General features: G+C 65.2%; 15 protein-coding genes. 10 read left to right on the forward strand and 5 right to left on the reverse strand.

The window, feature by feature from the left end:
* Positions 1 to 120 precede the first annotated feature (120 nt).
* Complete coding sequence (locus S58_RS09150) at positions 121 to 534, forward strand: rhodanese-like domain-containing protein (RefSeq protein ID WP_015665003.1); 414 nt, start codon at positions 121 to 123, stop codon at positions 532 to 534.
* Positions 535 to 642: 108 nt separating this feature from the next.
* Positions 643 to 1,500 (forward strand): 3-mercaptopyruvate sulfurtransferase, encoded by an 858-nt coding sequence (gene sseA, locus S58_RS09155; RefSeq protein ID WP_015665004.1) that lies wholly within the window; start codon positions 643 to 645, stop codon positions 1,498 to 1,500.
* A gap of 12 nt (positions 1,501 to 1,512) precedes the next feature.
* Here the strand turns inward: sseA and S58_RS09160 are convergent, their stop codons facing one another.
* Positions 1,513 to 2,517 carry a hypothetical protein gene (locus S58_RS09160; protein ID WP_015665005.1) on the reverse strand — a complete coding sequence of 335 codons (1,005 nt, stop codon included), beginning with the start codon at positions 2,515 to 2,517 and terminating at the stop codon, positions 1,513 to 1,515.
* A 363-nt stretch (positions 2,518 to 2,880) separates the two neighbouring features.
* Here S58_RS09160 and S58_RS09165 point away from each other — a divergent pair, with 363 nt between their 5' ends.
* Entirely contained in the window at positions 2,881 to 4,038 is a 1,158-nt protein-coding gene (locus tag S58_RS09165; protein WP_015665006.1) for a L,D-transpeptidase family protein, read from the forward strand.
* 76 nt (positions 4,039 to 4,114) lie between these two features.
* Here the strand turns inward: S58_RS09165 and S58_RS09170 are convergent, their stop codons facing one another.
* Positions 4,115 to 5,077, reverse strand: a complete 963-nt coding sequence (locus tag S58_RS09170) for a D-2-hydroxyacid dehydrogenase family protein (protein ID WP_015665007.1) — start codon at positions 5,075 to 5,077, stop codon at positions 4,115 to 4,117.
* A 122-nt stretch (positions 5,078 to 5,199) separates the two neighbouring features.
* Positions 5,200 to 5,418 carry a hypothetical protein gene (locus tag S58_RS09175; RefSeq protein ID WP_015665008.1) on the reverse strand — a complete coding sequence of 73 codons (219 nt, stop codon included), beginning with the start codon at positions 5,416 to 5,418 and terminating at the stop codon, positions 5,200 to 5,202.
* Between the two features lie 309 nt (positions 5,419 to 5,727).
* Between S58_RS09175 and ettA the strand changes: the two genes are divergently transcribed.
* The 4 genes from ettA (at position 5,728) to S58_RS09195 (ending at position 9,597) form a co-directional block, all read left to right on the forward strand.
* Positions 5,728 to 7,377: an energy-dependent translational throttle protein EttA gene (gene ettA / locus S58_RS09180; protein WP_042339049.1), complete on the forward strand. Its 1,650-nt coding sequence runs from the start codon at positions 5,728 to 5,730 to the stop codon at positions 7,375 to 7,377.
* Positions 7,378 to 7,510: 133 nt separating this feature from the next.
* Complete coding sequence (locus tag S58_RS09185; protein ID WP_042339050.1) at positions 7,511 to 8,098, forward strand: TIGR00645 family protein; 588 nt, start codon at positions 7,511 to 7,513, stop codon at positions 8,096 to 8,098.
* A 58-nt stretch (positions 8,099 to 8,156) separates the two neighbouring features.
* Positions 8,157 to 8,357 carry a hypothetical protein gene (locus S58_RS09190; protein WP_042339051.1) on the forward strand — a complete coding sequence of 67 codons (201 nt, stop codon included), beginning with the start codon at positions 8,157 to 8,159 and terminating at the stop codon, positions 8,355 to 8,357.
* 4 nt (positions 8,358 to 8,361) lie between these two features.
* Entirely contained in the window at positions 8,362 to 9,597 is a 1,236-nt protein-coding gene (locus S58_RS09195; protein ID WP_015665012.1) for a lytic murein transglycosylase, read from the forward strand.
* An 84-nt stretch (positions 9,598 to 9,681) separates the two neighbouring features.
* Here the strand turns inward: S58_RS09195 and S58_RS09200 are convergent, their stop codons facing one another.
* A complete protein-coding gene (locus S58_RS09200; RefSeq protein ID WP_008964967.1) occupies positions 9,682 to 9,963 on the reverse strand; it encodes a hypothetical protein in 282 nt (93 codons plus the stop codon).
* 215 nt (positions 9,964 to 10,178) lie between these two features.
* On the reverse strand, positions 10,179 to 10,517 hold the full coding sequence (locus S58_RS09205) for a hypothetical protein (RefSeq protein ID WP_042339057.1): 339 nt from the start codon (positions 10,515 to 10,517) through the stop codon (positions 10,179 to 10,181).
* 167 nt (positions 10,518 to 10,684) lie between these two features.
* Between S58_RS09205 and S58_RS09210 the strand changes: the two genes are divergently transcribed.
* From S58_RS09210 to bfr, 3 genes are all read left to right on the forward strand, one after another.
* Positions 10,685 to 10,957 carry a hypothetical protein gene (locus S58_RS09210; protein WP_015665014.1) on the forward strand — a complete coding sequence of 91 codons (273 nt, stop codon included), beginning with the start codon at positions 10,685 to 10,687 and terminating at the stop codon, positions 10,955 to 10,957.
* Between the two features lie 180 nt (positions 10,958 to 11,137).
* Positions 11,138 to 11,422 carry a (2Fe-2S)-binding protein gene (locus S58_RS09215; RefSeq protein WP_015665015.1) on the forward strand — a complete coding sequence of 95 codons (285 nt, stop codon included), beginning with the start codon at positions 11,138 to 11,140 and terminating at the stop codon, positions 11,420 to 11,422.
* Between the two features lie 118 nt (positions 11,423 to 11,540).
* The gene (bfr, locus tag S58_RS09220; RefSeq protein ID WP_015665016.1) at positions 11,541 to 12,026 is read left to right on the forward strand and encodes a bacterioferritin; all 486 of its coding nucleotides are present in this window, start codon (positions 11,541 to 11,543) and stop codon (positions 12,024 to 12,026) included.
* The last annotated feature ends 78 nt before the right edge of the window (positions 12,027 to 12,104 follow it).

Raw genomic sequence — 12,104 nt, forward strand, 5'->3', positions numbered from 1 at the left:
ACCGAACCCGGAATCTCGAGGTTGATCGATCAGCTCCGGATTCCGGGTTCGGTCCTTCGGACCGCCCCGGAATGACGAGGAAGACGACGCTCCGCAACGACGGGGCAGGGAGGTTCGAGAATGCCCCAGACCATCACCCGCGGCATCAAGGCGTTGCTCGACGAAGCCAATGCGGAGATCGAGACGCTCTCTGCGGCTGACGCAATCGAGGCGGCCAAGCGTGACGACGTCGTGATCATCGATATCCGGGATCCGCGTGAAATCGAGCGCGAGGGCAGGATTCCCGGCGCGTTCTCCTGCACCCGCGGCATGCTGGAATTCTGGATCGATCCGCAGAGCCCCTATGCCAAGCCGATCTTCCAGCAGGACAAGACGTTCATCTTCCATTGCGCCGGCGGCCTGCGCTCGGCGCTCGCGGCCAAGACCGCCCAGGACATGGGCCTGAAGCCGGTCGCCCATATCGGCGGCGGCTTTGCGGCGTGGCGCGAGGCCGGCGGCCCGATCGAGGCGTGGGCGCCGAAGAAGAAGGATTGAAGGCTGCGTGTCACACGCGGGCTTGACCCGCGTGTCCATCGCCTGAAGAAGATGGATCGCCGGATCAAGTCCGGCGATGACGAACTGAAGTGACGCTGGAGCCTGGCCATGACCATCGCTAACGACCCTCTCGTCTCGACCGAATGGCTCGCGGCGCATCTCGGTGATCCCAAGGTCAAGGTGCTCGACGCGACATTCAAGATGCCGGGCGTGCTGCCGCTGCCGAAGGACGACTATCTCAAGGCGCATATTCCGGGCGCGGTGTTCTTCGATGTCGATGAAGTGTCGGATCATTCCAATCCGCTGCCGCACATGTATCCGAGCGCCGAGCAGTTCGGCCGCGATGCCGGGCGGCTCGGTGTCAGCAATGCCGATACGGTGGTGGTCTATGATTCAGGCGGCTGGGTCGCCGCCCCTCGCGCCTGGTGGATGTTCCTGTCGTTCGGCCATAGGGACGTGCGGGTGCTCAACGGCGGCCTGAAGACGTGGCGTGCCGAGGGACGGGCGGTCGAGAGCGGCCAGGTGACGCCGGCGGCCGGGACCTACAGCGCCAGCTTCGACGCCGCGCGCGTGCGCAAGATCGAGCAGATGGTCGCCAATCTCGCCGCAAACGCCGAGCAGGTGATCGACGCGCGCCAGGCGCCGCGCTTCGCCGGCGAGGTCGCGGAGCCCAGGCCCGGCCTGCGCTCCGGTCACATTCCCGGAAGCCGCAATCTGCCCTATGCGGAGCTGTTCGATGCCGCGACCGGCGAGATGAAGCCGCTCGACGAATTGCGCCAAGCATTCGGCGCTGCGGGTGTGGATCTCGCCAAGCCGATCGTGACGTCGTGCGGCTCCGGCGTGTCGGCAGCGGTGCTGACGCTGGCGCTCTATCGTCTCGGCATCCGAGATACCGCGCTCTACGACGGGTCCTGGTCGGAATGGGGCATCGAAAACGGCCCGCCCGTGGCGACCGGGGCCGCCTGATCGGCCCAGTCGCTATCGGGTGCGCGGCCCGGCGGCCTGTTGCTGGCCGAAAGCCGGCGCCTGCGTGAACGGCTGCTGTCCGAACGGATCGGGGAATGCCTGCTGTTGCTGCTGGGCGGCCACCTGCCGGGCCGCCCGTGCCCGCTCCGCGTAGCGCCGCTGCTTGGCCCGGCGCGCCGCGACCTGCTTCTCGCGAGCCTGACGCTTCTTGAGGATGCTCCGGCGCAGCTGGACGCTCGCCACCTTTACCGAGGCACGATGCTCGCTCGCGGCCGGCCGGTCCTGATGGGCCGGCTGTTCGGCCAGCGCGGCGAGCTTGGCCGCGATGGGATCGAGCACGGCTGCGATTGGCGCGGCCGCGGATGCGGGGAGGGCTGTCGGTGCCATCTTCGGATCGGCGCTCGCTAAAACCTGGGGAGCTGGCGTCGCTGCGGCCGGGACGACCGCAGCGACGATCGGTGCGGGCGGCGGGGCCAGTGCCGCGATCTCCGGGGAGGCATCCATCCGCGGCTTGTCGGATGCCTTTTCGACGGTCGCAGCGATCGCCTCGGCGACGGCCCGATCCGGCTTGGCGGTGTCGCTGCGCTCGGCTGGCGCCGCGACCGTCGGGGTTGGAATGGACGCCGCGGCCATGTCGACCGTTTCCGCCGGCAGCGATGGCGTCGGCAGGGCCGGCGCTTCGATGGCGGGCACCGGATCAACCTTTTCCGCGACCGGCGCACTGGCCGGCGGCTCGCTCGGCTGTTCGGCCGTCGTCGGAGCGGCATCGACCACGGTGGACGGCGGCGCGAGCGGCTGTGCCGGACTGGGCTCGACGCGCAGCACGGCCAGAACCGGCGTGGGTTCGGCCGGCGGCAGGAACGTGGTGAACCCCGACGCCTGAGTCGAGCGCCAGGACGAGTTGCTGGCGAACTGCTCATGGGCGGCGCGCAACAGCGCAGCAGCGCCCATGCCGAAGATGGTGAGAGAAATGGAGCAGACGATCGCGGCGACCAGAAAACGAAAGCCGGGAAGCATTGACGGTAACTCTCGTCACGGCAGCGGGACTGCCGAGACCTTCGAGCCAGTAGGGAACGCGGTGATCACAGGGAATGGCCGCGTTCGCGACGAGGCCGGCTTCTGCCGTGCATCGCGAATCAGGCTGAAGTCAGAATACCGGAAGTGTTCCCGCCCGCTCGGCAAATCGCGGCATTGATGCGGCCTCTGGCGGCTCCGTTGCACTTTTTCGGCGGCGTGAGACTTCCGTGCAACGACGGAGACATGATCACAAATTGCCGAAGTAGGACCGTCTTGGGCCGAATTGTCTTGAATGCGCCGCTATCTTCGGCCATTTGGCGGAGAGAAGGTCCCAATCGGCGGCTTGGGGATACTGCAAGGGCAATGATGATCAGACAAATCCTGACGGTTTGCGCGGTCGCGGCAGCGGGCGCGGCGGCAACCCCGTTTGCTGTAGCACAGCAGGTCTATCAGACCGCACCTGGTGCGTATTCGCCTGCGCCGACGCCTTACCCGGCCGACGCCCGCGGGCAGGGACCCGATTTCGATGCGCTCGACGACGAGGACGCGCCCGGTAATTCGGCTGCGCTGCCGCCGCCGGGCCCGGTACTGTCCCCGGATGATCCGCGTTATGGCCGCCCCGCCGGCGCCCCTGTTTATAGCGGCGCTCCGACCGGTCCGGTGATGTCCCCGGATGACCCGCGCTATGGCCGTCCGGCGGGTCCGCCCCCGGTGATCTATGCCGATCGTCCTGCGGCAGGTCAGCAGGCTTACGGCACCTATGGCAATGGCGCGCCCGGTGGCGACGCCGGTGCGCCGCGTCCGCCGGGGGCCGTGGGCGGTGCTCCGGCCGTCACGAGCGGCGTGCAGCCGTCCGCGGGGGATCGGCCGATGACGGTGGCTGCGCTGCCGCCGGAAGAGCAGCCGGATGCGACGCCGGCGCCGCTGCCGGCGAATCTGCGCCGCCAGGAGGTCGACTTCGTCACCAAGGAGCCGCCTGGCACGATCGTCGTCGATACGCCCAACACCTATCTCTATCTGGTGCTCGGGAACGGCCGTGCGATGCGCTACGGCGTCCGCGTCGGCCGCGAAGGTTTCACCTGGACGGGCGTGCAGAAGATCACCAAGAAGACCGAGTGGCCGGACTGGTATCCGCCGAGCGAGATGATCGAGCGCCAGCCCTATCTGCCGCGCTTCATGGCCGGTGGCCCCGGCAATCCGCTGGGCGCCCGCGCGATGTATCTCGGCTCGACCGTCTACCGCATCCATGGCACCAACCAGCCCTCGACGATCGGCAAGTTCGTGTCCTCAGGCTGCATCGGCATGCTGAACGACGACGTCTCGGACCTGTTCGATCGCGTCAAGGTCGGCACCCGCGTCGTCGTGATGCCGGGCGGAGCCGCTCCGGGCTCGGCCAAGAACATGGCGGCTGCGGCCGCCGGCCCGGCGGCTGGGCAGCCTCCGGTTCAGGCGCAGGCCACCGTTCCGGCCATCCAGCCGACCGCGGTGCAGCCGCTGCCACCGCCGGTGACCATCCGCTGAGATAGTTTCGATCGACTGCGAATCACCCTCCTTGCGGAGGGTGTTTTGCTTTCAGGATTGGCTTGCGACGTCCAGATCAGGTCAGCCGCCGCGGCGGCTCCGACCCGCCGAGCCAGGCTGCGATGCAATCGACCATCTGGCTGTAATGGGCCCGAAAGCTCTCCTCGGTGACGTAGCCGAGATGCGGCGTCAGCACGACGTTGTCGAGCCCGCGCAGCGGATGAGCGACCGGCAGCGGCTCCACAGCGAACACGTCGAGGGCGGCGGCGGCGATGCGCTTCTCCCGCAGCGCCTGCAGCAGTGCGGCCTCGTCGATGATCGGCGCGCGCGAGGTGTTGACGAGGTAGGCGGTCGGCTTCATTCGCGCGATATCGGCGGCGCCGACCAGCCCGCGCGAGCGGTCGCTGAGCACGACATGGATGGTGATCACATCGGCGGTGGCGAACAGCTCGTCCTTGGTGGCGTAGCCGACACCGGCGTCCTTGCAGCGCTCCGGCGTCAGGTTGGGGCTCCAGGCGATCACGTTCATGCCGAATGCCTTGGCAAGCCCCGAGACCTTGGCGCCGAGCTTGCCGAGGCCGATGACGCCCAGCGTCTTGCCCTCGATCTCGATCCCACCCAGCGCCTGCCATGCCGCGCCGGCATGCATGCGGGCATTCTCCTGGCCGATCCTTCGCGTCAGTTCCAGGATCAGGCCCATGGCGAGCGGCGCCGTCGGATCGCGGCCATACTGCGTCCCGCAAACCACGATGCCGCGCGCCTTGGCGGCCTCGGTATCGATCGCGGCATTGCGCATGCCCGAGGTGATCAGCAGCTTCAGCCGCGGCAGCCGTTCGATCAGCGAGCGGGGAAACGGCGTCCGTTCGCGCATCGCGCAGACGATGTCGATGTCGGCCAGCGCGGCAGCCGCCGCATCCTCGCTGCCGAACGGATGTGTGAAGGCGGTCACATCCACTTTGTCCGCGAGCCGCGGCCAATCGGCCAGCGACAGCGCCGTGTCGTAATAATCGTCGAGGATTGCACAGCGCAGCCGCGTCATCGATCGGGATCCATTCGGAGCAGGGAACAGCGACGCGCGAGGTCGCCCTGGTGAATGGATGTCATCGTTGCCTGCAAGGCGCGCGCTGCGCAAGCGCCCCGGCAGTGATCACCCGGCAGTGATCAATCGAACCTGGTCTTGAGCCGGAACGCGGCGTCTTGGCCGTATTTGGCCCGCCATGCCGGACCGGGTCCGCGCATGTAGTGCAGCTCCGGCCGATACGGATTGAAGGCGCGGGTGAGAAATTCGCGCCAAAGGCCCCGGATCTCGGCCAACAGACCGGAATGGTCGCGGCGTTCTGCTGCCGGCGCGGACAGGGAGACTGACGTAAAGGTTGCCATGACGGGCTCTCGCTGTTGTCGGTTCGGCTTGTCGCCGCTTGGGCGCGCCGTTCTTGCGGGCCGAGACCGAGTGTCCCGCGAAATTAATTAAAAGATGGTTGCAATTGTCGTGACCAGCCGCACACATCGTGCGGGATCCGTAATCGTCCGTGGGGCTCCCGGGGGCCGACACCGGGACGATTCTGCCGCCAATTCGCCCGGCAATTGTCCCGGGCAAAGGCGGCCTCGCCGGTTGCCCTTTGGGGACCGCGCGGCTACATCAGCGGCAACCATTTTCCGAAAATTCCGGCAGATTCCAAGGGACACGCGATGGCGCGCCAGTTCGTCTACTTCATGCAGGGTCTGTCCAAGACCTACCCGACCCGCAAGGTGCTGGATAACATCCATTTGTCGTTCTATCCGGACGCCAAGATCGGTGTGCTCGGCGTCAACGGCTCCGGTAAGTCGACCCTGCTCAAGATCATGGCCGGCCTCGACAAGGACTACACCGGCGAGGCCTGGGTCGCCGAGGGCGCCCGCGTCGGCTATCTCGAGCAGGAGCCGCAGCTCGATCCCAAGCTCACGGTGCGCGAGAACGTCATGCTCGGCGTCGCCAAGCAGAAGGCGATCCTGGATCGCTACAACGAGCTGGCGATGAACTACTCCGAGGAAACCGCCGACGAGATGACCAAGCTGCAGGACGAGATCGAGGCGCAGGGCCTGTGGGATCTCGACAGCAAGGTCGACCAGGCGATGGATGCGCTGCGCTGTCCTCCGGATGATTCCGACGTGGCGAAACTCTCCGGCGGTGAGCGTCGCCGCGTCGCCTTGTGCAAGCTGCTGCTCGACCAGCCCGAGCTGCTGCTGCTGGACGAACCGACCAACCATCTCGACGCTGAATCCGTGTCCTGGCTCGAAGGCCATCTGCGCAACTATCCCGGCGCGATCCTGATCGTCACCCACGACCGCTATTTCCTCGACAACGTCACCAGCTGGATCCTCGAGCTCGATCGCGGCCGCGGCATTCCCTACGAAGGCAACTACTCGTCCTGGCTGCAGCAGAAGCAGAAGCGGCTCGAGCAGGAGGGCCGCGAGGACGCCGCGCATCAGCGCACGCTGGCGCGCGAGCAGGAGTGGATCGCGGCCTCGCCCAAGGCCCGCCAGGCCAAGTCCAAGGCGCGCTACCAGCGCTATGAAGACCTGCTGAAGAAGGCGAGCGAAAAGCAGACCCAGACCGCGCAGATCATCATTCCGGTCGCCGAGCGCCTCGGCCAGAACGTCGTCGATTTCGAAGGCCTGTCGAAGAGCTTCGGCGATCGTCTGCTGATCGACAACCTGACCTTCAAGCTGCCGCCGGGCGGCATCGTCGGCGTCATCGGCCCGAACGGCGCCGGCAAGACCACGCTATTCCGCATGATCACCGGGCAGGAGAAGCCGGACGCCGGCACCATCACGGTCGGCGAGACCGTCCATCTCGGCTATGTCGACCAGTCGCGCGATGCGCTCGACGGCAACAAGACCGTGTGGGAGGAGATCTCCGGCGGCAACGAGCTGATCCTGCTCGGCAAGAAGGAAGTGAACTCGCGCGGCTATTGCTCGTCGTTCAACTTCAAGGGCGCGGACCAGCAGAAGAAGGTCGGCGCGCTCTCGGGCGGTGAACGCAATCGCGTGCATCTCGCCAAGATGCTGAAGTCCGGATCCAACGTGCTGCTGCTCGACGAGCCGACCAACGATCTCGACGTCGACACGCTGCGCGCGCTCGAAGAGGCGCTGGAGGATTTCGCCGGCTGCGCCGTCATCATCAGCCATGATCGCTGGTTCCTCGACCGTATCGCGACCCACATGCTGGCCTTCGAGGGCGACAGCCATGTCGAATGGTTCGAAGGCAACTTCCAGGACTACGAGAAGGACAAGATGCGGCGGCTCGGCCAGGACAGCGTCATCCCGCACCGAGTCAAGTACAAGAAGCTGACGCGCTGAGATGAGCCGGCGCGACGCGGTCCTTCCGAGACAAAGCGTCGCGCCCAGGCTGCGGCCAGTTGTCGCTTCCGCTCACGTGCGGGCGACGTAGATAGTGCGCTCCGCCAATCCAATTCCCGCGAGCAACCCCCAGATGTCCGTGACCTCCGACGCCCCCGTGCCGCCAAAGCAGCGCGTGGAGCTGCGCCCCATTCCGATGCTGATCTTCGGCTCGCGCTGGCTGCAGCTGCCGCTCTATGTCGGGTTGATCATCGCGCAGGGCGTTTATGTCGTGTTGTTCCTGAAGGAGCTCTGGCACCTGTTCGCCCACGCGTTCGACTTCTCCGAGCAGCAGATCATGCTCGCCGTGCTCGGCCTGATCGACGTCGTCATGATCTCGAACCTGCTCGTGATGGTGATCGTCGGCGGCTACGAGACCTTCGTGTCGCGGCTCAACCTGCAGGGCCATCCCGACGAGCCGGAATGGCTCAGCCATGTCAATGCCAGCGTGCTCAAGATCAAGCTGGCGATGGCGATCATCGGCATCTCGTCGATCCATCTGCTGCGGACGTTCATCGAAGCGGGCGCGCTCTCGTCCGGAAAGTCGAACTATACCGAGACCGGCGTGATGTGGCAGACCATCATCCACACCGTGTTCATCCTCTCGGCGATCGGCATTGCCGTGGTCGACAAGCTGTCGAATGCCGCGATCGAAGAGGCGAAGCAGTCGGCGGGGCATTGAGGCGCCGGGATATGGACTTGGCGTTCACGGGCCTTCCGGGATGTGCTACCATTCGGGAATGACCGATATCGAGAACCTCGTGCTGGAGGATCTGCGCCATATCCGCGGCGCTCTGGATCATGTGCGAGACGATATCCGCGAGCTGAAGCCGCGGATCGGGAACCTCGAAAACCAGTACGCCAGCATGTCGAATCGGCTGGACAGGATGGATCTCAGGATCGAGCATATCGAGCGGCGACTTGGTCTTCAGGATGCATAGAACGGTGCCGCTCGCGATCCGTCGTTGTCTTTGCGTGTGTTTTCTGGCTGTCCTGTACCATCCCGGTCTGGCGGTTGCCGCCGATCCCGGATTCACGCAGTTCGTGGCCTCGCTCTGGCCCGAAGCCAAGGAGCAGGGCGTCTCACGCGCGACGTTCGAGACGGAGACGCGGGAGCTCGAGCCTGACTACAAGCTTCCCGACCTGCTGCTGCCGGGCCGCCCGGCGACAGGGGCCCCGGCCCAGGCCGAGTTCGTGCAGGTGCCGTCCGACTACGTCAAGGAAGCCTCGATTGCACGTCTTGCAGAGCACGGCCAGAAGCTGATCCAGCAATATCGTCCGGCGCTTGCCGAGATCGAACGCCGCTTCGGCGTTCCCGGTCCGATCGTGCTCGCGATCTGGGGCCGGGAAACCGATTTCGGCCGCTACGCGCTGCCCTATGACGCGCTGCGCGTGCTGGCGACACAGGCCTATGTCGGCCGGCGCAAGGACCAATACCGCATCGAGTTCATCATGGCGCTGAAGATGCTGAGCGACGGCGTGGTCTCCCGGCGCGATCTGCGCGCATCATGGGGCGGCGCGGTCGGCCTGACGCAGTTCCTGCCGTCGGAGTACTACAAGCACGGCGTCGATCTCGATGGCGACGGCAAGGTCGATCTCTGGCGCTCCGTGCCGGATGCGCTGGCATCGGCGGCACAGCAGCTCGCCAACAAGGGATGGCAGAGCGGGGTGCGCTGGGCCTACGAGGTCAAGCCGCCGGCCAATGTCGACTGCACGATGGGCGTGCCTGAGGTGAAGAAGCCGATCCGCGAGTGGCTGCGCGCCGGCTTCGTTCCGGTGCGTGGCCAGCGCCTGAGCGCAGCCGAGCAGCAGCAGGCGGCATCGCTGCTTCAGCCTGAGGGAATCTATGGCCCGGCTTTTCTGACGACGGCGAACTACTTCGTCATCAAGGAATACAATTTCTCCGACCTCTACGTGCTGTTCGTCGGCCATCTCGCGGATCGCATGACGAGCCCGGCCGCGTTCGCGACACCATGGTCGGCCTCGAAGCAGCTTCGGAGCAAGGACGTCGAGGCGATGCAAGGCGGCCTGACGCGGCTTGGCCTCTATGGCGACAAGCTGGACGGCAAAGCCGGCATGCAGACCCGCGCCGCGCTTGGCGCCTTTCAGAAGAAGGCGGGCTTGAAGGTCGATTGCTGGCCGAGCGAATCGGTGCTGCAGGCGATCGACGCCGCGCACTGAGCGGGCGCTCCGGCTGCCCGGACGCGGGCAGCAAAAAGCCCGGCCGCGGGGCCGGGCTGTTCGCTTCGAGATCGATCGTCTGGATCAGTAGCAGACGCGGACTGGGCGGCTCACCCAGCCATAACCGTCCCAATAGCGCTCACGGCGCCACACGCACGGCGGCGGGCCCGGGGGCGGAGCTTCGACATAGACCGGGCCGCCATAGGCCGGACGGCTGGACGCAATCGCGCCGCCGATCAGGGCACCGCCGATCAGACCGGCGGCAACGCCCGCGCCAACGTCGCCAGCCTTCGCAGCCGGTGCGGTCACGCTCAGCGAACCGGCGATTGTCGCAACCGCGAGCACCGCGGTCAGGATCTTCTTCATGTTCCGAGATCTCCTCGAGGAGCGCCCAAGCAGGCGCCGGTTGGTGATTCACGCACGATCAGGGGCCGTCAGCATCGTGAGAAAACACGACAATCCGTCAACCCTTCGTAAACTCTGTCCGACCTGATGCGACCGAAAAACGGTTTTTTCTGGCCACGTCAGCCGCCGTTTTTGGAATTCCGGTGCAAGGTCATGGAATTAATGAAGGTGAACGATTACTCGCACACGCGCACGCGGCGGATCCGCCAGCCATAGCCGTCCCAGAAGCGCTGACGCTGCACGTAGCAGGCATAGCCGGGGTCGGCGACATAGGCCGGGCCACCGTAATCGGAGTAGCCGGGTCCATAGCCGTAGCCCGGAGAGTAGGAATAGCCGGGTCCGTAGTAATAGGGGTTGCTGCCCGCGGCGATGGCGCCACCAATGAGAGCACCTCCGAGCAGACCGGCGGCGACGCCGGCGGCAACACGACCACCGCGTGCTTCCGCCGGGGCGGGAGCCAGCGCTGCGGTCGACAGCGTGGCGACGGCGGCCAGGGCCGCAAGAGTCTTCTTCATGACCTTACCTCTCTCACTGCAGGTCGGCAGATGGCGCATCAATCGATGCGACAGGTTCCCATATCCCGCTTGAATGATCAATGAACGGGCTCGTCCCATTGGACGACCCATCTCTAGGATACGTTCAATGTTGCATCGCACAAAAGTGACGTGGGGATGAGCCGGCCATGAGCAGCACGATGGCGGTTGCGGTGGCCGTAGGACTGACCTCCGCACTCTGCTACGCGCTGCTGGTATGGGCGGACCGCAGGCAGAGCCGCCGGCGCGTGTCGTCGGATGGTGGCAGCATGGACACCAGCAGCGCGTCCGGCGACGGTCAGGGGTTTGGTCTCGCGAGTTGGTTTTCAAATACCACCACCGATGTCATGGGGAACCCGATGGATAGCGGGAGCGACAGCGGTGGTGACGGAGGGGGAGGCGACGGGGGCGGCGGCGACTGAGCTGCTGTTCGATCGTCGTCGTTGTTTGGTGGCGACTTTGATCTGCCACAACGTCTCATGCTTAGATTCATTCCAGGTTGAGTAGGAGATTGGAATCGCTTCAAAAGCAGTGTTTTCCCTTTGCGCGGGCAGCTGCCGATGACTATCGATACCTGATCAAGGACGATTGGCCGGTTTCTTATGATTGTTTGTTCCTGCAACGTCATTAGCGATCACGACATCCGCCAGGCGGTGGAAGCTGCCGACGAGTTGCCGCGCAACCCCAAGCAGGTCTATGGCTGCCTGGGGTGCAGCGCGGAATGCGGGCGGTGTGCGCGCACGATCAAGACGATCATCGATGAAGCATTGGGTCCCTGCGCGCGCGCCTGTCAGGCTGGCTGCCAGCACGGTCACCATCATCATCAAACGCCGGTGCAGTCTGTCGATGACGACCTTCAGAGCCGGTTTGCGCTGGCCGCCTGCTGAGCGGCGGCGCCCCGGCCGCCCGTTCTACCGACCCAAAAATGCCTGTGAACGGGGTCGTCTCCGCACTTCGAACCTGTTATTGAGCGCCAGCGGCCTCTAACTTTTTCGGAGCTTATCTATGCAGGGCGACCCAAAGGTCATCGAATATCTCAACAAGGGATTGCGCAGCGAGCTGACTGCCATCAACCAATATTGGCTGCATTATCGCCTGTTGAATAATTGGGGCCTCCTGGAAATGGCCAAGGTCTGGCGCAAGGAGTCCATCGAGGAGATGGAGCACGCCGACAAGTTCACCGACCGCATCCTGTTCCTCGACGGCTTCCCGAACATGCAGGTGCTCGATCCGCTGCGCATCGGCCAGAACGTCAAGGAAATCATCGAGTGCGATCTCGCCGCTGAGATCGGCGCGCGCACGCTGTATCAGGAAGCCGCCACCTATTGCCACGGTGTCAAGGACTACGTCTCGCGCGACCTGTTCGAACGGCTGATGAAGGACGAGGAACACCACATCGACTTCCTTGAAACGCAGCTCGACCTGATCGGCCGCATCGGCCTCGAGCTCTATACCCAGAAGCACGTCGGCGGGCTCGAGAGCGAGCACTGATTTCGGCGCAAGGCGGCGCTGCTGTTTGGACAAGGGTCGATTCAAGGCTGAAGGTTTCGGGCCTCGAATCGACCGCTT

This window comes from Bradyrhizobium oligotrophicum S58 (assembly GCF_000344805.1).
Classification (GTDB): Bacteria; Pseudomonadota; Alphaproteobacteria; order Rhizobiales; family Xanthobacteraceae; genus Bradyrhizobium; species Bradyrhizobium oligotrophicum.

Excerpts from the sequence above, each read along its gene's own strand:
- S58_RS09210 (WP_015665014.1), top strand. The coding sequence starts at position 10,685 with ATGAGCAGCACGATGGCGGTTGCGGTGGCCGTAGGACTGACCTCCGCA.
- S58_RS09190 (WP_042339051.1), top strand. The coding sequence starts at position 8,157 with ATGACCGATATCGAGAACCTCGTGCTGGAGGATCTGCGCCATATCCGC.
- S58_RS09205 (WP_042339057.1), bottom strand. The coding sequence starts at position 10,517 with ATGAAGAAGACTCTTGCGGCCCTGGCCGCCGTCGCCACGCTGTCGACC.
- S58_RS09150 (WP_015665003.1), top strand. The coding sequence starts at position 121 with ATGCCCCAGACCATCACCCGCGGCATCAAGGCGTTGCTCGACGAAGCC.
- S58_RS09165 (WP_015665006.1), top strand. The coding sequence starts at position 2,881 with ATGATGATCAGACAAATCCTGACGGTTTGCGCGGTCGCGGCAGCGGGC.
- S58_RS09200 (WP_008964967.1), bottom strand. The coding sequence starts at position 9,963 with ATGAAGAAGATCCTGACCGCGGTGCTCGCGGTTGCGACAATCGCCGGT.
- sseA (WP_015665004.1), top strand. The coding sequence starts at position 643 with ATGACCATCGCTAACGACCCTCTCGTCTCGACCGAATGGCTCGCGGCG.
- S58_RS09160 (WP_015665005.1), bottom strand. The coding sequence starts at position 2,517 with ATGCTTCCCGGCTTTCGTTTTCTGGTCGCCGCGATCGTCTGCTCCATT.
- bfr (WP_015665016.1), top strand. The coding sequence starts at position 11,541 with ATGCAGGGCGACCCAAAGGTCATCGAATATCTCAACAAGGGATTGCGC.
- S58_RS09185 (WP_042339050.1), top strand. The coding sequence starts at position 7,511 with ATGTCCGTGACCTCCGACGCCCCCGTGCCGCCAAAGCAGCGCGTGGAG.
- ettA (WP_042339049.1), top strand. The coding sequence starts at position 5,728 with ATGGCGCGCCAGTTCGTCTACTTCATGCAGGGTCTGTCCAAGACCTAC.
- S58_RS09170 (WP_015665007.1), bottom strand. The coding sequence starts at position 5,077 with ATGACGCGGCTGCGCTGTGCAATCCTCGACGATTATTACGACACGGCG.
- S58_RS09215 (WP_015665015.1), top strand. The coding sequence starts at position 11,138 with ATGATTGTTTGTTCCTGCAACGTCATTAGCGATCACGACATCCGCCAG.
- S58_RS09175 (WP_015665008.1), bottom strand. The coding sequence starts at position 5,418 with ATGGCAACCTTTACGTCAGTCTCCCTGTCCGCGCCGGCAGCAGAACGC.